The sequence below is a fragment of the Bradyrhizobium sp. PMVTL-01 genome (genome assembly GCF_051861855.1).
Taxonomy (GTDB): Bacteria; Pseudomonadota; Alphaproteobacteria; order Rhizobiales; family Xanthobacteraceae; genus Bradyrhizobium.
Genome location: NZ_CP193982.1, coordinates 5,178,940 through 5,200,166 on the forward strand (window position 1 = coordinate 5,178,940; position 21,227 = coordinate 5,200,166).

At 64.1% G+C, this 21,227-nt stretch carries 18 protein-coding genes; 8 read left to right on the top strand and 10 right to left on the bottom strand.

Annotated features, from left to right (window positions below):
* Positions 1 to 69 precede the first annotated feature (69 nt).
* Positions 70 to 978 (top strand): LysR family transcriptional regulator, encoded by a 909-nt coding sequence (locus tag ACRQ5Q_RS25355; RefSeq protein WP_439392662.1) that lies wholly within the window; start codon positions 70 to 72, stop codon positions 976 to 978.
* A 133-nt stretch (positions 979 to 1,111) separates the two neighbouring features.
* On the opposite strand, the gene ACRQ5Q_RS25360 is transcribed toward ACRQ5Q_RS25355, so the two are convergent.
* The gene (locus ACRQ5Q_RS25360) at positions 1,112 to 1,732 is read right to left on the bottom strand and encodes a TetR/AcrR family transcriptional regulator (RefSeq protein WP_439374993.1); all 621 of its coding nucleotides are present in this window, start codon (positions 1,730 to 1,732) and stop codon (positions 1,112 to 1,114) included.
* Positions 1,733 to 1,802: 70 nt separating this feature from the next.
* Positions 1,803 to 2,330, bottom strand: a complete 528-nt coding sequence (locus tag ACRQ5Q_RS25365; protein WP_439392663.1) for a PaaI family thioesterase — start codon at positions 2,328 to 2,330, stop codon at positions 1,803 to 1,805.
* Between the two features lie 156 nt (positions 2,331 to 2,486).
* On the opposite strand from ACRQ5Q_RS25365, the gene ACRQ5Q_RS25370 reads away from it, so the two are divergent.
* From ACRQ5Q_RS25370 to ACRQ5Q_RS25380, 3 genes are all read left to right on the top strand, one after another.
* The gene (locus tag ACRQ5Q_RS25370; protein WP_439392664.1) at positions 2,487 to 3,257 is read left to right on the top strand and encodes an enoyl-CoA hydratase; all 771 of its coding nucleotides are present in this window, start codon (positions 2,487 to 2,489) and stop codon (positions 3,255 to 3,257) included.
* A 319-nt stretch (positions 3,258 to 3,576) separates the two neighbouring features.
* Positions 3,577 to 4,773 (top strand): acetyl-CoA C-acyltransferase, encoded by a 1,197-nt coding sequence (locus tag ACRQ5Q_RS25375; RefSeq protein WP_439392665.1) that lies wholly within the window; start codon positions 3,577 to 3,579, stop codon positions 4,771 to 4,773.
* A gap of 125 nt (positions 4,774 to 4,898) precedes the next feature.
* Positions 4,899 to 6,194 (top strand): MFS transporter, encoded by a 1,296-nt coding sequence (locus ACRQ5Q_RS25380; protein ID WP_439374989.1) that lies wholly within the window; start codon positions 4,899 to 4,901, stop codon positions 6,192 to 6,194.
* 197 nt (positions 6,195 to 6,391) lie between these two features.
* Here ACRQ5Q_RS25380 and ACRQ5Q_RS25385 read toward each other — a convergent pair whose 3' ends face one another.
* The 6 genes from ACRQ5Q_RS25385 to ACRQ5Q_RS25410 form a co-directional block, all read right to left on the bottom strand.
* Positions 6,392 to 7,057 carry a TadE/TadG family type IV pilus assembly protein gene (locus ACRQ5Q_RS25385; protein ID WP_439374988.1) on the bottom strand — a complete coding sequence of 222 codons (666 nt, stop codon included), beginning with the start codon at positions 7,055 to 7,057 and terminating at the stop codon, positions 6,392 to 6,394.
* Positions 7,057 to 7,617, bottom strand: coding sequence for a TadE/TadG family type IV pilus assembly protein (locus tag ACRQ5Q_RS25390; protein ID WP_439374987.1), 561 nt, complete (start codon positions 7,615 to 7,617; stop codon positions 7,057 to 7,059). The genes ACRQ5Q_RS25385 and ACRQ5Q_RS25390 overlap by 1 nt, the downstream gene beginning before the upstream one ends.
* A 12-nt stretch (positions 7,618 to 7,629) precedes the next feature.
* Positions 7,630 to 9,057, bottom strand: coding sequence for a TadE/TadG family type IV pilus assembly protein (locus tag ACRQ5Q_RS25395; protein ID WP_439392666.1), 1,428 nt, complete (start codon positions 9,055 to 9,057; stop codon positions 7,630 to 7,632).
* Between the two features lie 445 nt (positions 9,058 to 9,502).
* On the bottom strand, positions 9,503 to 10,882 hold the full coding sequence (gene ltrA / locus ACRQ5Q_RS25400; RefSeq protein WP_439371053.1) for a group II intron reverse transcriptase/maturase: 1,380 nt from the start codon (positions 10,880 to 10,882) through the stop codon (positions 9,503 to 9,505).
* A 581-nt stretch (positions 10,883 to 11,463) separates the two neighbouring features.
* Complete coding sequence (locus tag ACRQ5Q_RS25405; RefSeq protein ID WP_439392667.1) at positions 11,464 to 13,023, bottom strand: acyl-CoA carboxylase subunit beta; 1,560 nt, start codon at positions 13,021 to 13,023, stop codon at positions 11,464 to 11,466.
* Positions 12,953 to 13,927 carry an IclR family transcriptional regulator gene (locus ACRQ5Q_RS25410; RefSeq protein WP_439374984.1) on the bottom strand — a complete coding sequence of 325 codons (975 nt, stop codon included), beginning with the start codon at positions 13,925 to 13,927 and terminating at the stop codon, positions 12,953 to 12,955. The genes ACRQ5Q_RS25405 and ACRQ5Q_RS25410 overlap by 71 nt, the downstream gene beginning before the upstream one ends.
* Positions 13,928 to 14,021: 94 nt before the next feature.
* Between ACRQ5Q_RS25410 and ACRQ5Q_RS25415 the strand changes: the two genes are divergently transcribed.
* From ACRQ5Q_RS25415 to glsA, 4 genes are all read left to right on the top strand, one after another.
* On the top strand, positions 14,022 to 14,243 hold the full coding sequence (locus ACRQ5Q_RS25415) for a biotin/lipoyl-containing protein (RefSeq protein ID WP_014495968.1): 222 nt from the start codon (positions 14,022 to 14,024) through the stop codon (positions 14,241 to 14,243).
* Between the two features lie 166 nt (positions 14,244 to 14,409).
* Complete coding sequence (locus ACRQ5Q_RS25420) at positions 14,410 to 15,576, top strand: TAXI family TRAP transporter solute-binding subunit (RefSeq protein ID WP_439392668.1); 1,167 nt, start codon at positions 14,410 to 14,412, stop codon at positions 15,574 to 15,576.
* A gap of 235 nt (positions 15,577 to 15,811) precedes the next feature.
* Complete coding sequence (locus ACRQ5Q_RS25425) at positions 15,812 to 18,025, top strand: TRAP transporter permease (protein WP_439392669.1); 2,214 nt, start codon at positions 15,812 to 15,814, stop codon at positions 18,023 to 18,025.
* A 21-nt stretch (positions 18,026 to 18,046) separates the two neighbouring features.
* The gene (gene glsA / locus ACRQ5Q_RS25430; RefSeq protein ID WP_439392670.1) at positions 18,047 to 19,894 is read left to right on the top strand and encodes a glutaminase A; all 1,848 of its coding nucleotides are present in this window, start codon (positions 18,047 to 18,049) and stop codon (positions 19,892 to 19,894) included.
* Positions 19,895 to 20,095: 201 nt separating this feature from the next.
* On the opposite strand, the gene ACRQ5Q_RS25435 is transcribed toward glsA, so the two are convergent.
* Both ACRQ5Q_RS25435 and ACRQ5Q_RS25440 read right to left on the bottom strand, forming a co-directional pair.
* The gene (locus tag ACRQ5Q_RS25435) at positions 20,096 to 20,398 is read right to left on the bottom strand and encodes a nucleoside triphosphate pyrophosphohydrolase family protein (RefSeq protein WP_439374980.1); all 303 of its coding nucleotides are present in this window, start codon (positions 20,396 to 20,398) and stop codon (positions 20,096 to 20,098) included.
* A 26-nt stretch (positions 20,399 to 20,424) separates the two neighbouring features.
* On the bottom strand, positions 20,425 to 20,952 hold the full coding sequence (locus ACRQ5Q_RS25440) for a carboxymuconolactone decarboxylase family protein (protein ID WP_439392671.1): 528 nt from the start codon (positions 20,950 to 20,952) through the stop codon (positions 20,425 to 20,427).
* Positions 20,953 to 21,227: the final 275 nt, after the last annotated feature.

Below are 21,227 nucleotides of genomic sequence, written 5' to 3' on the forward strand. Positions count from 1 at the left end.
TTGACAAATCCTATTGACCTGCATTTTATAGGATTCAAGTCTGAGATAATGCACCATAGATGTGCGAAAATGCCGGATCAAGGCGCTATCGACTGGGACGACTTTCGCTTCGTGCTGGCCATCGTGCGGGGCGGTTCGGTCTCGGCTGCGGCAAAACAGCTCGGCGTCGACCATGCCACGGTGATCCGCCGCGTCGACCGGCTCGAAAAGCACCTCTCGGCCAAGCTGTTTGACCGGCGCAAGACCGGCTACCTCCTCACCGAGGCCGGTCAGCGCGTCGCCGATAGCGCCGAAGCGATGGAATCGACCATCGTCGCCAACCAGGAGCAGGTCGGCGGCTCTGTGGCGCGGCTGACCGGAACGGTGCGGATCGGCGCCCCTGATGGCTTCGGCACCGCGTTCCTGGCGCCGCGGCTGGCGCCGTTCGCAGACCGGTACCCCGATCTCGATCTACAACTTGTGGCCACCGCGCGGCTGTTCAGCCTCTCCAAGCGCGAGGCCGACATCGCGATCAGCCTGACCATGCCGAAGGAAGGCCGCATCGTCGGCCGCAAGCTGCTCGACTACCGCCTCGGGCTCTATGCCGCCCCCGCCTATCTCGACCGCTTCCCAGAGATCACCTCCCGGCAGGATCTGGTGCAGCATCGCTTCGTCGGCTACATCGAGGAGCTCTTGTTCACGCCGGAGCTCGACTATCTGCCGCAGGTGTCACCGCGGATCTCCGCGCGCTTCCGCAGCGCCAATCTGATCGCGCAGCTCAACGCCACCCTCTCCGGCTTCGGTATCGCCGTGCTACCGCATTTCATGGCGAGCGACTATCCGCAGCTCAAGGCCGTGCTGCCCGAGGAAATCTCGATCACGCGGACGTTCTGGATGCTGATGCATGCCGACAGCAAGGACCTGGCGCGGATCAGGGCCGTGGCGGATTACATCGGCGAGATCGTGGAACGCGAGCGGGCGCTGTTTGCGGGGCGGTGAACGCGGTCTCGTGGGCGGGTTAGCCGAAGGCGTAACCCACCTCTTCCGTCCTCCGCGGACGAACACAGTGGCGGTTACGCCAAGCGAATGCGCTTCGCGCAATTGCTTGCTAACTCACGCCAAGACATCTCGCCTAGTTCTGCTTCGCCTTCTTCGCGGCCGCCGCCTTCGGCTCACGCTTCGCGCTCTCGAGCGCGCTGTCGCGGCCCGCCTTCAGCACCTCGTCGGACAACTCGCTGGAGCCGGCGATGCGCGCGAGCAGCATGGTGCCGGCCATCGTCGCCAGCGTCGCGATCGCCTGCTTGCGCGCCGCTTTGCGCGGCTGGTTCGGGACGTAGTCGGTCATCATCTCGATCATCTCGTCGAGCTTGCCGGCAAAGGCTTTACGAGTCTTCGGGCTCTCGCGGGCGATCTCAGCGCCCAGCGCAGGAATCGAGCAGCCATGGCCGGGATTGTCGCGATGCAACGCCGACAGATAGGCCTCCGCAATCAGCGCCAGGCGCTTCTCGGGCGAGGCCTCGCCGGTGATCTTGCGCCAATGCTCCATCGAGCGGTCCATCGCGTAGGCAAACGCCTCGATCACCAGCGCCTCGCGGGAATCGAAATGCGCGTAGAAGCCGCCATGGGTCAGGCCCGCCTCCTTCATGAGGTCGGCGACGCCAATGCCGTGGGCGCCCTTTTCACGCAGCCGCACCGAGGCCTTCTTCACGATCCGGTCGTGGGTTTCCTGCTTGTGTTCCCGGGAATAGCGCATGGACGTCTCATTGCATGTCGGAGATCATCTCATAACACAGAAGTGGACCGGGCGGTGAATTAATTCGCGTTCAGACATTGCCGATCATGGAAAAGGTTGCAGTTGCATGGACCGCCAGCGCCCCCTTGCCGTCTCGGACGAAGCCCTCGGTGTAGCTGGTCTGGCGCCCCAGCTTGATGATCTTGCCTTCGGCCGAGATCAGCCCGGAACGCACGGACAGCGGGCGCAGGAAGGTCATTTTCAGGTCGAGGGTCACGGAGGACTGCCCGGCCTCCAGCCGGGTCGAAATCGCGCAGCCCATGGCCGTGTCGATCAGCGCCGCGGCGGCCGCGCCGTGCAGCAGGCCGATGGTATTTTCGAGATCCTCGCGCGGCTCCAGTTCCATGACGATCCGGCCCGGTTCGACCACGGCCATGGTGAAGCCGATCAGTTTTGCGAACGGCGGCGGAGGCAGGCGGCCATCGCGGATGCCCAGCATGGCGTCAATGCCTGACAGGCCCGTGGCCACCTTGGCGACCGGCGCGGGCACCTGCCAGTCCACCACGCGCTCGCGCCGTTGCGCCGGCGAAAACAGGCCGAGTTGATCGTCACGGGTCATGGCAGCCTCTTTAGATGACATATATCATACTATGCCACGGACTTCACGCTGGCAACGCCGCTGCCCTGCCCGCTTGACAAGCCGGGTGTTTCGGTCCGGAACTGATCCCGACCGGCGCACCTCGCGCATGTCCACGAAACCGTTCGAGATCCCAAGATGGAAATGCTCAACAACCACTGCGGCATCAGGCGCGACGCGCGCGGCGTCGTTCACGTCGCAATCTGCAACGCCGGCACACTGAACATCCTGGGCTCCCCCGTGACCGACGCGGTGCGCGAAGGTTTGCAGGAGCTCAGCTCCGATCGCAGCATCCGCGTCGTGGTGCTGCGCGGCCAGAGCGAGAAGAGCATGATCGGCGGTGCCGACATCAAGGAGATGGCCAGCCTCGACCAGAAATCGGCAGAAGCGTTCATCAGCCGCCTTCGCGATCTCTGCGAGGCCGTGCGCCAGTTCCCTGCCCCGGTGATCGCGCGCATGCCCGGCTGGTGCCTCGGCGGCGGGCTCGAAGTCGCGGCCGCCTGCGATTTCAGGATCGCGGCGCATGACGCGCATTTCGGCATGCCGGAGGTCCGCGTCGGCATCCCCTCGGTGATCCACGCCGCGCTGCTGCCGCGTCTGATCGGCTGGGCCCGCGCCCGCTGGCTGGTGATGACGGCGGAGAACATCGACGCATCCACCGCGCTGGCGTGGGGACTGATCGACAAGGTCGCAGCACCGGGCGGGCTTGACGCGGAGATCGAGCACCTGGTGAAGACCTTGCTCGAATGCGGTCCCGAGGCGCTGCGGTCGCAGAAGGCATTGCTGCGCCAGTGGGAGGAACTGCCGCTGACCGAGTCGGTGAATCTCAGCGTGAAGGTGTTCGGCGAGTCGTTTTTGACGGACGAACCGACACGATTGATGCAGGCGTTTGTCAACCGGAAGCGCTAGGCCGCGCTACCTGAGTTAGGCTCTCCCCACTCTTAACGTGTCATGCCCCGGCTTGACCGGGCCATCCAGTGCGCCGCGGCCTCTCGGCTCATCACAGCCGTCTCTGGAATACTGTCATCGCCCGGTCAAGCCGGGCGATGACAGCGGTGTGTGGACCGACCACCGCGCTCGCAACGCCGCCGGCACAACCTCCCTGCCCGCTCACACGACCAGATCTCATGCGAACCGCAAGATTTTCTCATCCCTGGCGCGGTTGCATTTTTTGCGTCGCATCATATGATGATCATAATCTAACACATCATCGCCAGGGAACCTCATCATGGCCGAAGCCGCCGATCCCGTCGTCATCGTCTCCGCCGCCCGCACCCCGCTCGGTCGCTTCATGGGCGAGCTCTCGACACTTCCCGCATACAAGCTCGGCTCGCACGTGATCGGCGCGGCGCTGGAGCGCGCCAAGCTGGCGCCCGAGAAGGTCGACGAGGTCTTCATGGGCTGCGTGCTGCCGGCAGGGCAAGGCCAGGCACCGGCGCGGCAAGCGGCGCGCGCGGCAGGCCTTCCCGATGCCACCGGCGCCACCACGGTCAACAAGGTCTGCGGCTCCGGCATGAAGGCGACCATGCTGGCGCACGATATCATCCGCGCCGGCTCGGCCGAGATCGTCGTCTCCGGCGGCATGGAGAGCATGAGCAACGCGCCTTATCTGCTGGCAAAGGCGCGCGGCGGCTACCGCGTCGGCCACGACCGCATCATCGATCACATGATGATGGACGGCCTGGAAGACGCCTACGAGACCGGCCGCTCAATGGGCGATTTCGGCGAGGCCACTGCTGAGGCCTATCAGTTCACCCGCAAGGACCAGGACGCCTATGCGATGGAGACGCTGAGCCGAGCGCGCAAGGCGGTCGAGGGCGGCGCGTTCAAGGCCGAGATTGCGCCGATCACGCTGGCGGAAAAGGCAGGTCCGCGTGTCGTCGCCAACGACGAGCATCCGCTGAAGGTCGACCCCGCAAAGATCCCCGGGCTGAAGCCCGCGTTCCGCGCCAACGGCACCATCACGCCGGCGGCTTCCTCCGCCAATGCCGACGGCGCCGCCGCGCTGGTGCTGACGAAGCGCTCGCTTGCCGATCGGAGCGGTCTGCCTTTTCTCGCCGAGATCAAGGGCCATGCCACCCACAGCCAGGAGCCGCAATGGTTCACCACGGCGCCGATCCCGGCGATTCGCAAGCTGCTGGACAAGATCGGCTGGGCTGCCGCCGACGTCGACCTGTTCGAGATCAACGAGGCTTTTGCCGTGGTGGCGATGGCGGCGCAGCGCGATCTCGGCATTCCCCGCGACAGACTGAACGTCAACGGCGGCGCCTGCGCGCTCGGCCATCCCATTGGCGCCACGGGCGCGCGGCTGATCGTGACGCTGCTGCACGCATTGGAGGCGCAGAACCTCAAGCGCGGCGTCGCGGCGCTCTGCATCGGAGGCGGCGAAGCCACCGCGATCGCGGTGGAGCGTCTGACTCACTGACGCCAATCTCACGACGCCAATGTCCGAAATTGAGGGAAGTCTGGCATTTTAGACTTCCCTCAACTGTGTCAAATAGTAAACATGACGCGGGTCCCACTGGTGCTCGCCAACAATATTGAGGCCCAATGATCTCGAACTGGCTCGCGGCAGCGCTGTCCCGCCGCAACATCCATTATGGCTGGGTGATGGTCGGCGTGACATTCCTTGCCGCGCTGATCAGCGCCGGCACGGTCGGCGCGCCCGGCGTATTCATCGTTCCCCTGCAGAAGGAGTTCGGCTGGAGCACGGCGCAGATCTCCTCCGCGCTGTCGATCCGCTTCATCCTGTTCGGGCTGATGGCGCCGTTCGCCGCCGCCCTGCTCAATCGCTACGGATTGCGCAACGTCACCCTGACCGCGCAGCTCATCGTCGTCTCGGCGCTGGTGCTCTCGCTCGGCATGACCGAGATCTGGCAGCTCATCGCGCTGTGGGGCGTCGTGATCGGCATCGGCACCGGCATGACGGCGCTGGTGCTGGGCGCAACCATCGCCACGCGCTGGTTTGCGGCACGGCGCGGCCTCGTGGTCGGCATCATGACCGCGAGCGTCGCCACCGGCCAGCTCGTGTTCCTGCCGCTGCTCGCAAGCCTGACCGAACGCTTCGGCTGGCGGCTTGCGCTCGGCTTCGTCTGCATCATGCTGGGCGTCTCCGCGCTCGCGGTGCTGCTCGCGATGCGCGACCGGCCGAGCGATGTGGGCCTGCGCCCATTCGGTGACGAGGGCACCGAGCCCCTGCCCGCCCCGCCGGTCAATCACGGCGCGATCACGACGGTGGCGCTCGGCACGCTGCGTGACGCCTCCAAGTCGACCGCGTTCTGGATCCTTTTTGCGACCTTCTTCGTCTGCGGCGCCTCGACCAACGGCCTCGTTCAGGTCCATTTGATCCCGATGTGCCTCGATTTCGGCATCCCGCAGGTGCAGGCCGCAAGCCTGCTCGCCGCGATGGGCATATTCGATTTCTTCGGCACCATCATGTCGGGCTGGCTGTCCGACCGCTACGACAATCGCTGGCTGCTGTTCTGGTATTACGGCCTGCGCGGGCTCTCGCTGATCTTCCTGCCATTCAGCGATTTCTCGTTCTATGGACTATCGATCTTCGCGATGTTCTACGGTCTCGACTGGATCGCGACGGTGCCGCCGACGGTGCGCCTCACAGCGCAGAAATTCGGGCCCGAGCGCGCCAATCTGGTGTTTGGCTGGATTTTTGCCGGCCATCAGCTCGGCGCGGGCACCGCAGCGTTCGGCGCCGGCTTCTCGCGGACGGTCTACCAGAGCTATCTGCCTGCGTTCTTCATCGCCGGCGCGCTCTGCGTGTTCGCCGCGCTGATCGTGCTGGCGCTGTCGCGACAGCCGAAGCCGCAAGCAAGGCCCGCGATGGCCTAGGTTGTTCTATTAAGCCTGATCTTCGGAAAACCGCTGCGAACCTCCGGATCATGCCTAGTACCTCATCGTGGTGGTGACGCCGAACGCCGCGGCGTCACCAATCCGCGAGACACCGGTCGGATCGTTCGGTTCGGGATGTCGTCCTAAGGTGCAATCAGCCAGCCCGGCGGCTGCCGTGCGCTATTCCGGACCACGCCTCAGCAGGTCTTCTGCTGCAGATGCTGGATGCATGTGCAGGTCGTCGAGGACGACGAATACTTGACGTCGTAGTACGGAAAGCTCGACAAGGCCGGGCTGTTCGTCGAGCAGCGCGGGAAAAGGTAATAGCTGTCGCTCAGCTTCACGGTGCCGGTGATGGTGTAACCGAGGTTCGTCGTGTAATTGTAGGTCACCTCGCTCAGAATGAGCGAAATGTTCGCATTGCTGGGATTCTTCGGATCAGGCGCGGTGAACGACGACAATGTCATCGGATCACCCTTCTTTCTCGCCGCCGACGAATTGGTCGACTCGCTCCATTGGACAGTCGCGTTGCCACTGCCGTCGGTGGAGACTTCGGACACCGTGATCGTAATGAGCGAGGCGCCGCTAGCATCCTTGACGGGAAAAGGCGCCATGATTGCCTGCGCCGAACCGAGGATGGCCTGCATGCGGGCCGTGCTGATCGACGTGTTCTGCGTGACCATGTCGACGACACTGTGCGCGGTGGCGCTGACCTTGACGTTCATCGCCAGCCCGTTCCCGAGCTCGACGCCGCCGATGTAGAGCACCAGCATGAACGGCGCCACGATGGCGAACTCCGTCGCTGCAACAGCGCGGACATCGGTCAACAGGCCCCGAGCCCGAAACGACAAGGCGGCGATCATCAGGAAGCTCCTGGCTCGTTCTGGAACGCGGCCGACGACATGAGCAGCCGGTTGCCGGTCGAAAGGTTCGAGAGGTTGAAACCGAGCGGCCCGAGCGTCACGGGCCATATGTACATCACCCGGAGAACGACGATGTCGCCGGCATCTCCCGGATTGTATTGCCAGGTGTTCGTGACGGCTCCCGAACTGTCGAAGGTCAAGGTCGGCATGCCCGTATTGGCGGAGGACCAGGAATTGGCCACCTGCAGGTCAACCATCAGACCACTGCAGGTGAACAGGATCGAGATCTGGTCGCAGACCTTCTGCTTGAAGGCGGCCTGGGTCATCTGCGCGGACTGCACCTGTCCCGTCATGACAAGGCGCGCGGATTGACGCGTGATGTTCTCGAGCAATTGTTGGGCGAAGAAGACGATAAACGTCTGAATGAGCGCGATGATGAGGGCGAGGAACGGCGCGGCGACGAGCGCGAACTCGACGGCCGTGGCGCCCTTGCTGTCGCGCGCGAAAGCAGCGCAACGATTGCGGCGTCTCTTCGTTGTTGCAACACCCGGCCCCGTCATGGCGCTTTTTCTCTACTGTACGAGGCTGGCTGTGCTGGACGCGACCTTGATGAAAAGATTGGTCAGCGCCGCGGAAATGTCGCCACCCGTCTGCACACTCGCATACAGACCAGGCGATGCGCACGACTGCAGCCGTTGTGCGATCATGCCGGAAGACGAGGACGGATTGTTGAATTGCGCGATGCGGCTGTTGTACCAGCTGTCGGTCGGCAGTTGCAGGTACTCGGTGTAGAGGACCGCGATGCGAATGCCGCGGTTCTTGATCGTCGTGCAGATCGTCGTGTCGAGCGGCTGCTGGCAGCGCACGGTCGTGCTGCTGCCCGTCGGAAGCGGATAGGTGGCATTGGCATCGCAGGTGCCTGGCTTCGGCATCAGCTTGTCTTCGACGCCGTCGGTGACGAGGAAGACGACCTCCTGCGGCGTATCGCCCGACTGGTTGGTGCCGGTGCCCGGCGTCGGCATCACCGCATTGACGCCCGTGAGCCCGCCCGAGATATCCGTGCCGTAGTCGGTTGTGTAGACGCAGTTGCCCGAGCTGTTGGTGATGATGCAGTTCTGGTGGTCGACCGTCATCAGCTGGATGTTGGAGATCTTGGTGCCGGCGCTGGTCGGGGTGGTCAGCGTCTGGATCGTGTTCAGGCCGTAGTCGAAGGTGTAGATCGCGGCATTGTAGGTCGTGTTGTTGAGCGCAGCCATGCACTGCATGACGCCGCCCGACACACCCGACTGCGGGCAGGTCCAGGGCCCGACCATCAACTGCGTGACGGCATTCTGCACGAGGTCGATGCGCAGCTTGATGTTGTTCGCGCGGGCGATGTAGAGGTTGTCCTTGGTCGTGGACAATGCGCCGCTGTCCTTTTGCGGATTTGTCTCGTGACAGGCGAACGCACAGTTCTTCGACCCCGAAGGCTGGTTCTTCGTGGCCGTGATCATGTTGTTGATGTCGGTCTGGGTCGCGGCAATCGCCATCGACGGCGAGTCATCCAGCAGCAGATAGAAATTCATGTTGGGCGCGCTCGAGGCCTTCGCCGTCGAGGAGCCGCCGATCTGCCAGGTCTGCTTGCCGAGAACGCCGGGGAAATTGTTCACGGACTGCGCGGTATAGGACACGGTGATGGTCCGCGCGAGGCCGGAATCGGTGACAGTGACCGTCGGCGTCGGAACGGCCGACAGGCCGGGGAGGTTCGCCTTGGCTGCGAACACGGCTTCCGCGGTCGCCTTGACCACGGCGCTATCGGTCTGCGTCAGCATCGCCGGCCTGACGGCCGCGATCGCGGCGGCGTCGGCAGCCGCGTTCAATTGCTCCCGCTTGCGCAAGGCCAGCGTATAGTCGAGCGTCATGCCAAGCAGAAAGATGACCGGAACCATCATCAGGGCGAAGATGATGGCGACATTGGCCTTCCGGTCTCTCGCGAAACGAACCACTGCGCGGCGGAGCATTGCCCTTAACCCTGATTGCCGTCGTTGCGGCAGCGACACATCCCTGAACTGGTGAGATCGAGGCGGAAGAAGGGGTTTTCAGCCCATTCCGCGCCGATCACGGGCGGACTATGAGGATGGGCTTCTTAATCAACGCTTACGGGCCATCCATAAACATGGACTGCAACAAATTGAGATGTCTCTTATTGAGAAGGCATCATTAACGCCAATTAAACGGGTGCCCGGAGATTGGGGCGATGGAGTGCAGGGGCACGTAATACGGGTGGTCGCCGGGCGGCTTCGAGGCGCGCATCAAGGACATCGCCGCATGGGGGCTACGGAGAGCCCTGCCCAGCTTGATCGAGCGCCGAACGGCGAGGCGCCTCCGCGCAGGCGGAGAACGAGGAATTCGCTTCCTTGTTCAATTCAACCGTCATTGCGAGCGCAGCGGTCGCGGTAGGGACGCTCATTGCTGGGCGCCCCCCGCACAGATCCGTACGTGCGGCTTTCCCGCATACGGCTCCCACCTCGGGTGAGTAGCGGTGAAGCGTGTTCGGGGCCAAGGATGGAGGATTTGTGGCTTGGGGAGCAAGTCGGAGGCAAGCCGCGCGACCCGCTGCCACGTGGTCCCGTCAGTCTGGCTGCGGCGCCGAAGCATCCGCCTCCATTGTTCGGTGACGAAGTAGCGGAAGGCGCTGAGCGCTCGGCTGTTGGTCGGTACCGCGTGGTAGTTGAAGTACCCGGTAACGACCTGCCGCAGCCATTTGCCCTGTTCGAGCACCGACTGGTGCATACGCCGTCGCATTCCCTGCTTCACGGCTTGCAGTTTCGCCCGCATGCGGTCTTTGCGAGACTTGCGCCTGATCTGGAACTTGCCTTGCTTGGATCGGCTGCAGATGAAGGTGAAGCCGAGGAAGTTGAAGGTCTCCGGCTTGCCGAGCCCGCGCCGCCTGCGGTTGTCCTCCGCATGACGTCCGAACTCGATCAGCCGGGTTTTCTCAGGGTGCAGTGACAGCGCGAACTCCTGCAGCCGTTTGCGCAATTCTTCGAGGAAGTGCCGGGCCTCATTCTCATGCTCGAAGCCGACGATGAAGTCGTCAGCGTAGCGCACGATGATCATGTCACCCGCGGCCTCGCGCCGTCTGAAGCGTTCGGCCCACAGATCGAGGGCATAGTGCAGGTAGATGTTGGCAAGCAGCGGCGAGATCACCGCCCCTTGTGCCGTCCCCTGTTCGCTGACCCTGACCGTTCCTTCTTCGAGAACACCCGCCTTGAGCCATTTGCGGATCAGACGGATGATACGCTGGTCGCCGGTCCGATGTTCGACGAAGCGGATGAGCCATTCCTGGTCCACCATGTCGAAGAACGAGCGGATATCGGCGTCAACAATGAAGTTCACCCGCCGGCTCTCGATTCCGACCAGCAGCGCATCCATCGCATCGTGCGCGCTGCGCCCGGGCCGGAACCCATACGAGAACCCGAGGAAGTCCTCCTCGTAGATCGCGTTGAGCACCGTAGCGGTTGCCCGCTGAACGATCTTGTCCTCGAGGGACGCAATCGCCAGCGGTCGCTGCCGCCCATCCTGCTTCGGGATATGGACCCGCCGCGACGGCTGCGGCCGGTACGCTCCCCGGTGAACACGAGCATGCAGGTCCTCAAGATTGGCCTTGAGGTCTTGCTCGTAGTCCCGCCACATCATTCCGTCCACACCCGGCGCGGCATGCTTCTTCAGCGCGAAGAACTCCGCCTCGAGCAGTTCAGGCGTGATGTGGTGAAGCAGCGCAGTGAACCTCTCCTTCTTCCTTTCCCTTGCAGTTCGCCGTATGCGTTCCAACGCCTGTGTCACGCTTGTCCGGCTCGGCGTCCGGGGCGTGCTTTGCTGGTCCGCATTCCCCTTGGTCGCGGCCCTTCGCTCCACCAACTCCTCCGCGGATCGCTCCGCTTCGTTCGCAGGCTTCGACGCTACTACGGCCGCGTCCGACTTCCCGCATCCGTTCGTCATCGGCTTTGGCTCCTCGCCTTCCCGATGCGGACCTTGGGGGCATGTTGCCATCGGTCAGATGCGGGACCTCCCAGGTTCCGACGCGGTCCTTTGCTGCGTGATGGGGTCTTCGACCACGGCAGAGCGTCAGCGCCTCGCATAACGGCGCCGCACATGTTGCCTTCGACGTTGCTTACCGGCTCGGCCTCTGCGAGTTTCTGTCTTTCGCGGCTCAATAGCCCACCCCACAGCATCGTTGTGTACGCTTCGCAGCCGCCGTTGCCGACGGCCACGCAACACTCACTACCGGGCGCTCGCTACCGCTTACCCGGACCGGACTTCCACCGGTTGGACCACGCCAGCTTGCCTGGCGCACAAGCAATCCAGATGCCGACGGACTCTGGATTGCTTCGCTGCGCTCGCAATGACGGTGGTGACAGCCGGACCTAGGGCCTGATCGAAAAATTCTGCGGCGGCCCGGCCTTGCGCAGCGGCTCGGCCAGCCGGGCGAACTCGCACAAAAGCGAACGCGTCTTCCTGGGGTCGATGATCTCCTCGACCCAGAACTTTTCGGCCGAGCGGAACGGCGAGCGCAGCTTGTTCAGCCGCTCCTCGATCTCCCGCAGCTTCGCCGCCTTGTCCTCGGCCGCTTCAATGTCGGCGCGGTAGGCGGCTTCGATGCCGCCTTCGAGCGGCAGCGAGCCCCAATAGGCCGACGGCCAGGCGTAGCGGATCGAGAAGCGGTCGGCGGGCTGATGCACGACGCCGGCGACGCCGAAGGCGTTGCGCAGAATCACGGTGCACCAGGGCACCGTGGTCTGGTTCACCGCGGCCATGGCGCGAACGCCGTGGCGGATGGTCGCGGCCTTCTCGGCGTCGAGCCCGATCATGAAGCCGGGGCAGTCCATGAGATAGACGACCGGCAGATGGAAGGTCTCGGCGAAGTCGACCCAGCGCACCACCTTCTGGCAGGCATCCGCCGTCCAGGAGCCGCCATAATGAAAGCTGTCGCTGGCGAGCACCAGCACCGCCCGGCCCTCGAGCCGCGCGAGGCCGACGATGATCGGCTTGCCGAAATTCCTGGCGACCTCGAAGAACGAGCCCTTGTCGACGACCGACTCGATGATGGGCCGCATCTTGTAGACCTGCTTGCGGTTGCGCGGCACCGCGTTCATCAGCGCCTCGTCGCCGCGCTCTGGACTGTCCGCGCAGGGCAAGGTCGGCGGCAGCTCGTAGACCGACGACGGCAGATAAGAGAGGAAACGGCGCGCGCAGGCAAATGCCTCTTCTTCGGTGTCAACGGCATGATCGACCGCACCGGCGCGGGTCTGGATCTCGGCGCCGCCGAGCTCCTCCTTCGAGAGGTCCTGACCCAGCGCCTTCACCACCGGCGGCCCGGCGACGAACATCGCGGACTTCCGCGTCATGATGGAATAGTGGCTGGCGGCAAGCCGCGCGGCACCTAAGCCCGCAACCGAGCCGAGGCCGAGCGCGACCACGGGCACGCGCGACAAATTCTCCGTCGTGAAGCGATACCAGCGCGTGCCACCGATACCGCCCGGCAGGTTCGCCGCGCCCTTGGTCTCGATGGTCTTGACCGAGCCGCCGCCGCCGGAGCCCTCGATGATGCGGACGATGGGCAGGCGGAAGTCATGCGCCATCTCCTCCGCCATCAGCGGCTTGGCGGAGATCGACGCATCCGCCGAGCCGCCGCGCACGGTGAAATCGTCACCAACCACGACGACGGTGCGGCCGTCGACGCGCGCGCGGCCGAACACGCAGTTCGCCGGCGTCAGTTTCTTCAGATCGCCGCTGGAATCGTACTCACCGATGCCGGAGACGGCGCCGATCTCGTGGAAGCTGCCTTTGTCGATCAGTCTGTCGATACGCTCCCGAACAGTCAGCCGGCCCTGGTCATGCTGTCGCTTGACCTTGTCAACGCCGCCCATCTCCCGCGCGAAGGCTTCGCGCCGGGCGAGCTCGTCGAGTTCCGGCTTCCAGTTCATTCACTCCCTCCGAATTGATCGGCTTGTTATTGTTGTGCACGGCCATGGCGACCGGTTTGCGCGAGATGCGGTTGTTGAAGACGTCGCCTTCCGCTCCCTCCATGAGGCTGCCGAGCGAACGGCCGAGCGCAAGCATGAGCGGGGCGACCTCCTCATGCAGACGCTGCTCGTCATACATCGCGGACAAGAGGCCGATCGTGATCACGACGAAGGTCTGGTACTGCGGCGACCAGATCGGCACCGCGAGGCCGTTGATGTGCGGGCTCCACAGGCCGCAGGCCACGACATAGCCGCGCTCGCGCAGCGACTGCCGGTTGGCCTCGATGCGAGGCTTGAGGATCTTGGCGGCCTCGGGCGCTTCGCGCTCCATCTCCGCAATGAAGGCATCGCCGACTTCCGGCGCCAGCGCAGCGGTGTAGGCCGCGCCTGCCGCGGTCGATGCCATCGAGATGCGGCTGCCGGTGCCCTCGTGCAGGCCGAGCGCAGAGGCCGAGCGCGCGAACTGGAGGTAGACGAGATGGAAACGGTCCGGCACGACGAAGCCGACCGTGCCCGGCAATTGCTCGGCGACTTCCTGAAGCCGCTGGCGGATCATGCTGCGGAGCTGCGCACCCTTCATCATCGAGGCGCTCATCGCCACTGCGCTCGGGCCGATGCGATATTTCTGATCGCGCGGCAGATAGACCAGCTGGCCCATGCGCGTCAGTGTGTGCGTGAGCCGCGACACCGTCGAGCGCGGCAGGCCGCAGCGATTTGAAATCTCGAGATTGCCGAGCCGGGCCTCATGGCCCTCGAAGCATCGCAACACGTCGAACGCGCGCGACACCACCTGGATGACATCACCATCGCCGGCTTCGCCAGCGAGCGCACCCTGCCTACTCAACCGCTCCGAACGTCGTCCCATGATCCCTACCGTTTGTTCCGCTCTGCGGAATTAAATTCCACTTGCAGACGACGCTACCTCAGGCATTTTGCCACGACAACAAAAAGGCGATGGCATGCCAGAAATAAAGATCGTCACCGAAGTCGCGGGGCGCATCTGCGCAACTCCCGTGCAAGTTGGAGGAACCGTCGCAGATGGTGATGACGTTGTGGTCGTCGAAGCCATGAAGATGGAGATCCCGGTGCCGTCGCCCGCGAGCGGTACGATCACATCGCTGCTGGTGAAGCTGGACGATGTCGTTGCCGAGGGACAGGCGATCGCAATCGTCGCGAACTGACTGCGTTATCCCGGGTTTCTGCGACAATCTGTCAGGCGCATTCCTGCATGCGCGGTACTTCGTTGCCATCGCCTGATACGGATGACATGATCCGATTCAAACAAAACGTTGTTTCAAACAAAGAGAGAAATCCTCGCGGCAAAGCGAGGATCATTGGAGGGAAAACATGGTTCGTGGGCTGGTCATGCTCGCGCCTGCCTTGATGGCAGGCATTTCTTTTGCGTCTACGCGCTATGCATTCGCCGAAGACATCAAGCTGCCGCCGACATTGACGTTCACCGCCTACGACACCGGGACCGCCGGCTTCAACATCGCGGTCGGCGTCGGCAAGATGATGAAGGACAAATACAGCACCGACGTGCGCGTGCTGCCCGCCGGCAACGACGTAGCCCGCCTCGCGCCGCTGCGCGCCAAGCGCGCGGCCTCCGCGGCGATGGGATCAGGCACCTATTTTGCGCAGGAAGGCGTATTCGAGTTCGGCTCGAAGGAATGGGGGCCGCAGCCGCTCCAGATCCTGCTCTCGACCGTCGACTGCAATTGCGGTTCGCTTGGCGTCGCAGCCGACACCGGCGTGAAAGAACTGAAGGACCTGAAAGGCAAGCGCGTCGGGTTCGTGGTCGGCTCGCCCGCGCTGAACCAGAATTCGCTCGCGGTGCTCGCCTTCGCCGGACTGACGCAGAAGGACGTCAAGGCCGTCGAGTTCGCGAGCTACGGCGCAATGTGGAAGGGCCTGATCAACAACGACGTCGATGCCGCCTTCGGCACCACCATCACAGGCCCCGCCAAGGAAGCCGAGACCTCGCCGCGCGGCCTGATCTGGCCGCCGCTGCCGGCCAAGGACAAGGAGGGCTGGGCGCGGATGCAGAAGGTCGGCTCGTTCTTCTTCCCGCAGGTCGCGACCTGCGGTGCCGGTATCTCGCCGGAGAAACCGGTCGAGCTCGGCAACTATCCGTACCCGATCTTCGTCGCCTACGCCTCCCAACCGGCCGACCAGGTCTACGCCATCACCAAGGCGATGATCGTCAACTACGACGCCTACAAGGATTCGGCGCCCGGCGCCGGCGGCCTTGCCGCCGATCGCCAGACCAAAAACTGGGTGGTGCCGGTGCATCCCGGCGCCGTGAAGGCTTTGAAAGAAGCTGGGCAATGGAGCGACGCCCAGGAGGCGCACAACAACAAGCTGTTCAAGCGGCAGGAGGTGCTAGCTGCGGCCTGGGCCGATTACGGCAAGTCCAACCCGTCGTCGGACGAGAAGGCATTTCTCGACGGCTGGATGAAGGCGCGCGCCGCGGCGCTCGCCAAGGCCGACATGCCGAACGGGTTCGAGGACTAGAGCGAGATGCTGTCGGGTTTGATCTCTGCCCCAGGAAAAGTGCGCTCCCTCTCGCGCTTGCGGGAGAGGGCTGGGGAGAGGGTGTCTCCGCAGAAAGACTCCCGCAGAGGAGAAAGCCCTAGCCCGGCGCTGCGCGCCGACCTCACCCACAAGCGGGAGAGGTTAAGCATCGCCGCGGCCGCATTCAATTCAGCCAACAGCCATTCGCTTTAGCTGCCCACGCGCGGTGTCGAACATGTCGTCTGCTTCCATCTCCACCGGCCCGCAGGACGAGGCCAAGCGCGTCGTGATCGAGGACCCGCATCTCGGCGCCGCCGCCGACCTGCAGGAGGCCGAGGTCACGCGCGTCCGCACCTTGAAGGGCGCATGGCGCTGGGTGCTGATGGCGGCCACCGCGGCCACGATTATGTTGTGTGTGAACCAGCAATTCTCGCTGCGGTTCTTCATCGACTATACCCAGCTCAACACCGAATACTTCTATCTGTTGATCGCGTTGATGCTGCCGTTCACCTTCCTGATCTTTCCGGGATCGGAGAAGGCGCCGCTCGATCGCATCCCCTGGTACGATCTTCTGCTGTTCGCGGCCACCTTCGGCTCGGCGATCTGGCTGATGCTCAATATCCGGAAAGCTGCGCAGCTTGGCTGGGAGTTTGATGGCGCGCCCACCAACATCATCGCCGCCGGCCTCGTGATGTGGTTCGTGCTGATGGAGGCGCTGCGCCGCACCGGCGGCTGGAGCCTGCTGCTCAGCGTATTGCCGTTCACGCTCTATCCGCTGTTTGCGGATTCTCCCTGGCTCGGGCCGTTCCGCGGCACGCAATCGACGCTGCAGCAGACCACCTCCTACCACATGCTCTCCGGCGAGAGCCTGCTGGGGATTCCGATCCAGGCCTTTGCCGACACAGTGATCGGCTTCCTGGTGTTCGGCACCGCGCTGATGATGACTGGTGCGGGAAAGTTCTTCATCAACATCGCGTTTGCGATGTGCGGCACCTTCCGCGGCGGCGCGGCGAAAGTCTGCGTGTTCGCCTCCGGCCTGCTCGGCACCGTCGGCGGCAGCATCGTCTCCAACGTGCTCACCGCCGGCACGATGACGATCCCCGCCATGAAGAAGACCGGCTTCACGCCGTCCTATTCCGGCGCGATCGAGGCCTGCGCCTCGACCGGCGCGGTGCTGGCCCCTCCCGTGCTCGGGGCCACCGCCTTCGTCATGGCGCAGTTCATGAACACGGGCTATGCCGACGTCGCGCTCGCCGCGACCATTCCCTCGATCCTCTACTACGTCGGCCTGTTCGCGCAGGTCGATGCCTATGCTGCCCGCCACAAGCTGAAAGGCCTGCCGCGCGCCGAGCTGCCGCGGTTCTGGGATGCCTTCAAGGACGGCTGGTACTATCTGTTCGTGATCGTCGTGCTGGTGGTGATGCTGCTCTATTTCAAGCGCGAGAGCCATGCGCCGTTCTATGCCTCCGTGCTGCTGGTGATCCTGCACCAATGGTCGGGACCGGCGCGCTGGAAGCTCGGCAACACGCTCGTCCTCGCCGGCTCGATCGCGGCGACGGCGGCGATGTTCTGGTACGGCGTGCTCAACGCTGCGCTGTGGGGCATGTGCCTTCTGGCGGCGCTGAACGAATTCTTCCCCGGCAAGAACTGGGGCGGCGCGCGCTGGCTGCAGTTCCTCGAGCTCAACGGCAAGACCTTCGTCGAGCTGATCGCGATCCTCGCAGGCTGCGGGCTGTTGATCGGCGCCTTCTCGCTCACCGGCGTGATCTCGAGCCTCGCGAACGACTTGCTCAGCATCGCGGGCGGCGATGCCTTCCTGCTGCTGATCATGTGCGCGATCACCAGCCTGATCCTCGGGCTCGGGCTGACCACGACCTCCTGTTACATCTTCCTCGCCATTCTGGTCGCGCCCGCGCTGGAGAAGCTCGGGCTGAACAAGATGGCGGTGCACATGTTCATCTTCTACTGGGGCATGCTGTCCTCGATCACCCCGCCGGTGGCGATCGCCTCCTTCGCGGCGGCCGGCATTGCCGGCGCGCCCGCGATGAAGACGGGCTGGGAGAGCATGTGGGTCGGCAGCATCATCTACTTCATCCCGTTCTTCTTCGTGCTCAATCCGGCGCTGCTGCTCCAGGGCCCGAATCCGTATCTGGAGGCGTTCGGGCTCACGGGACTTGCCTGTTTCGGCATCCTCTTCATCTGCGGCGGGATCCAGGGCTACCAGTCGTTCGTCGGCGACTTGCGCGGCGCGGGGATGCTGGAATGGCCAATCCGCGTGCTGCTGGTGATCGGCGGCTTCGTGGTCGCCACGCCCGGTGGCGGGATCATGCCGCTGTCGCAAATGCAGGTGACGCTGCTCGGGCTTGCCATCCTCGGGCCCACGGTTTTGATCGCCCTGCTGCTGGTCCGGCGGCAGGCCGTGGTCCCTGACGGGTTGCGCGCGCCCTGATTGCGTTGCACAACAGAGGCGATGAAACCGCTCTCGCCCGCCGCCACCGTCTGGACCCGTTCGAAACCGCCCTTGCTGCGGTTTCTGGACAATTGCCTCGATGAGTTCTCTGCCGAAACGTCAGGCAACGTGCCCGACTATATTCCCGAGCTGAGCAAGGCCGACCCTGCCTATTTCGGCATCAGCCTCGCCACGCTGGACGGCCATGTCTACGAGGTCGGCGACTCCAGCGTGCACTTCACCATCCAGTCGATGTCGAAGCCGTTCGTGTTCGCGCTGGCGCTGGATCTGCTCGGTGCAAGCAAGGTCGAGAGCGCGATCGGCGTCGAGCCCTCGGGCGATCCCTTCAATTCGATCCGGCTCAATTCCGACAATCATCCGTTCAACCCGATGGTGAATGCCGGCGCGATCGCCTGCACCGGGCTGATCTACGACAACAAGGGCGCAGACGCCTTTGAGCAGATCCGGCTCGCCCTCGGCCGTTTTGCCGGCCGCGACCTCGCCGTGGACGAAGCCGTCTACACCTCGGAGAGCCAGACCGGCGACCGCAACCGGGCCATCGGCTATCTGCTCAAGACCAACGCGGTGATCTCCGACAACGTCGCTGCCGTGCTCGACGTCTATTTCCGGCAATGCGCGGTGCTGGTCACCGCGCGCGACATCGCGGTGATGGCGGCCACCCTCGCCAACCGCGGCGTCAATCCTGTGACGGGCGAGCAGGTGCTGACGCCCTACGCGATCTCGCGCACGCTGTCGGTGATGACGTCGTCGGGCATGTACGACTATGCCGGCGAATGGATCTACCGGATCGGCATTCCCGCCAAGAGCGGCGTAGGTGGCGGCATTCTGGCCGCCCTGCCCGCGCGTCTCGGCCTCGGCAGCTATTCGCCAAAGCTCGACAAGCACGGCAACAGCGTGCGCGGCATCAAGGTCTGCGAGGCGCTGTCCTCGCACTACGACCTGCACATGCTCAACCGCAGCGACGACGCGCGCAACGCCGTCATCGCCGACTACGACATCGGCAAGAGCCCGTCCCGCCGCGTCCGCCGCCCGCAGGAGCGCGAGATCCTCGCCGCGCATGAGCAGGAGGTGCGGATCATCGAGCTGGTCGGCACGCTGTCGCTGTCGGCGGTCGATTACGTCTCGCGGCGGCTGGCGGGGCGGCCGCGGCCGCAGTTCGTGATCTTCGATCTCCACCGCGTCACCTCGACCACGCGCGCCGGCGCGCGACTCGTGGCCGAAGCATTCGAGGAGCTCGCTGCACTCAATGTCACCGTTGTCCTGTCGGGCGTCCGGCGCGCCTCCAAGGAGTGGAACAGCCTGCGCGAATGGACGGCGGAGCTGAAGAACGTGCGCGACTTCTACCTGCTCGACGCGGCGATCGAATGGGCCGAGGACCAGATCGTGTACCGCTATGGCGGCTCCATCGATTTTCATGAGACCACCGAACTGGCCGAACAGCCGCTGCTCGAGGGCCTCAGCGCGGAAGAGCTGACCGAGCTCGGCGCCATCTGCACCGTCAGGACCTATCAGTCCGGCGCAAAAATCCTCGCCACAGGCGATCCCGCCGATGCCCTGTTCTTCCTGCGCAGCGGCGCGGTGCATGTCACGCTGCCCGACGGCGTGCGGCTGGCAACGCTCACCGCCGGCATGGCGTTCGGTGAGATGGCGCTGCTGGAGCAGACCCGCTCGGCCGATGTGTTCGCCGACATGGCGGCGACGGCGTTCGAAGTGCCGCTGAAGGATTTCGAGCGTTTCCGCGAGCAGCATCCGCGCGCCAGCGAGTGCATCATGCGCAACCTCGCCCGGCTGCTCGCCGACCGCCTGATCGTCGCGAATGCGAAGGTGGATATTTTGACGTCGACGTGAGCGCTGAACGAGGCTCTTCACCTCTCCCTGTCGGGGAGAGGTCGGATTTCGCCTGGCGATGCGAAGCATCGTCCAGTGCGATCCGGGGAAGGGGCCGCAGCGTTCAACCAGGGTTGTAACCCCTCACCCGGACCGCATCTTCGATGCGATCCGACCTCTCCCTCCGGAGAGGTGATCCGGGCCTACAGCTCACAGCTTGCTTCAGCGGCTCGCGGCTTCGCTCAACCGCCGCTTGATTTTCGCTGCGCTCGCTTCGAGCAGCTTGGACGGCTTCTGTCCGGTCGCCGCGCACAGGCAGGCCCAGTAGTAGATGACGTCGCCGAGCTCGTCGACGAGACCCGCCTTGTCGAGCCAGTCATCGCGCAACAGCTTCTTGATGTGGTCGGCGACCTCGCCGGATTCGCCGGCAAGGCCGAGGCCGAGATAGGACAGCCGCTCGTTGGACGGATGCTCGTCGACTTTCGCAATGCTCGCGGCCCAGACCGCATATTCATCGATCGTCATGAGCATCCCTCGCCGTTTGTGTCGGATCAGCCCACCACTTCGGTGACGGGCTGGAGATCGATCTCGAACGTTTCCAAGAACTTTGAAGTCATGATGTAGAAGCCGACAGAGAGCTGGAGCTCCACCAGCGCGGCCGGCGTCAGCTTCGACGCGATCGCCTCGAAGGTCGCGTCGGTCGGCTTGTTCAGTTTCACGACCTCGTCGGTGAAGGCGAGCGCCGCGCGCTGCACCTCGTTGAAACAGGTCGCGGCCTGCCAATTCTCGAGCGCCTCGTTCTGCTCGTCGGTGACGCCGACATTCTTTCCGATGCGCTTGTGCGCGACGATCTCGTACGGCGCCTGGCACAGGATACCGGTGCGCGTGATCGCGAGCTCGCGCACGACCGGATCGAGTTCCCCCTTGTGCCTGATCGCGCCACCCAAGCGGCAGTACTGCTCAAAGTAGCTCGGCGAGTGCGCCATCATCCGGAAGATGTTGGCGTGGCGGTTCTTGTCGAGAATTTCGCGGGTGCGATCGGAGGCCTGGGACGGGTTGCTGTACTGAATGCGGGCCATGATTTTCCTGAAGTTTTTTCCCTGACTTTTTGATGCTTTTTGTCGCCATCGGCGAGAGGTCCCTGAAACTCTAATTGCGAGCGGACGCATGAGCAACATCATCGAGTCAAAATGCCGCCGCATTGCTGATCGACCCTGAGACAGTCGATATTCGCCGCGTGGGGACAAATCGCGGCGGATACTCGCAAGGGGTGTTCCGAGTAAAACAATTGGCCGTCGTGCGCGCTCGCCGCGCAACGATGAGTCATGCCCAAGTCTAGGGAGAAAACGGCATG

What these genes read in the sequence shown, in the direction of transcription:
- ACRQ5Q_RS25390 (WP_439374987.1), bottom strand. Translation starts at nt 7,617, where the DNA reads ATGACGGGGCCGGGTGTTGCAACAACGAAGAGACGCCGCAATCGTTGC.
- ACRQ5Q_RS25420 (WP_439392668.1), top strand. Translation starts at nt 14,410, where the DNA reads ATGGTTCGTGGGCTGGTCATGCTCGCGCCTGCCTTGATGGCAGGCATT.
- ACRQ5Q_RS25380 (WP_439374989.1), top strand. Translation starts at nt 4,899, where the DNA reads ATGATCTCGAACTGGCTCGCGGCAGCGCTGTCCCGCCGCAACATCCAT.
- ACRQ5Q_RS25425 (WP_439392669.1), top strand. Translation starts at nt 15,812, where the DNA reads ATGTCGTCTGCTTCCATCTCCACCGGCCCGCAGGACGAGGCCAAGCGC.
- ACRQ5Q_RS25370 (WP_439392664.1), top strand. Translation starts at nt 2,487, where the DNA reads ATGGAAATGCTCAACAACCACTGCGGCATCAGGCGCGACGCGCGCGGC.
- ACRQ5Q_RS25435 (WP_439374980.1), bottom strand. Translation starts at nt 20,398, where the DNA reads ATGACGATCGATGAATATGCGGTCTGGGCCGCGAGCATTGCGAAAGTC.
- ACRQ5Q_RS25395 (WP_439392666.1), bottom strand. Translation starts at nt 9,057, where the DNA reads ATGCTCCGCCGCGCAGTGGTTCGTTTCGCGAGAGACCGGAAGGCCAAT.
- ACRQ5Q_RS25405 (WP_439392667.1), bottom strand. Translation starts at nt 13,023, where the DNA reads ATGAACTGGAAGCCGGAACTCGACGAGCTCGCCCGGCGCGAAGCCTTC.
- ACRQ5Q_RS25410 (WP_439374984.1), bottom strand. Translation starts at nt 13,927, where the DNA reads ATGGGACGACGTTCGGAGCGGTTGAGTAGGCAGGGTGCGCTCGCTGGC.
- ACRQ5Q_RS25375 (WP_439392665.1), top strand. Translation starts at nt 3,577, where the DNA reads ATGGCCGAAGCCGCCGATCCCGTCGTCATCGTCTCCGCCGCCCGCACC.
- ACRQ5Q_RS25440 (WP_439392671.1), bottom strand. Translation starts at nt 20,952, where the DNA reads ATGGCCCGCATTCAGTACAGCAACCCGTCCCAGGCCTCCGATCGCACC.
- ACRQ5Q_RS25360 (WP_439374993.1), bottom strand. Translation starts at nt 1,732, where the DNA reads ATGCGCTATTCCCGGGAACACAAGCAGGAAACCCACGACCGGATCGTG.
- glsA (WP_439392670.1), top strand. Translation starts at nt 18,047, where the DNA reads ATGAAACCGCTCTCGCCCGCCGCCACCGTCTGGACCCGTTCGAAACCG.
- ACRQ5Q_RS25355 (WP_439392662.1), top strand. Translation starts at nt 70, where the DNA reads ATGCCGGATCAAGGCGCTATCGACTGGGACGACTTTCGCTTCGTGCTG.
- ACRQ5Q_RS25365 (WP_439392663.1), bottom strand. Translation starts at nt 2,330, where the DNA reads ATGACCCGTGACGATCAACTCGGCCTGTTTTCGCCGGCGCAACGGCGC.
- ACRQ5Q_RS25415 (WP_014495968.1), top strand. Translation starts at nt 14,022, where the DNA reads ATGCCAGAAATAAAGATCGTCACCGAAGTCGCGGGGCGCATCTGCGCA.
- ACRQ5Q_RS25385 (WP_439374988.1), bottom strand. Translation starts at nt 7,057, where the DNA reads ATGATCGCCGCCTTGTCGTTTCGGGCTCGGGGCCTGTTGACCGATGTC.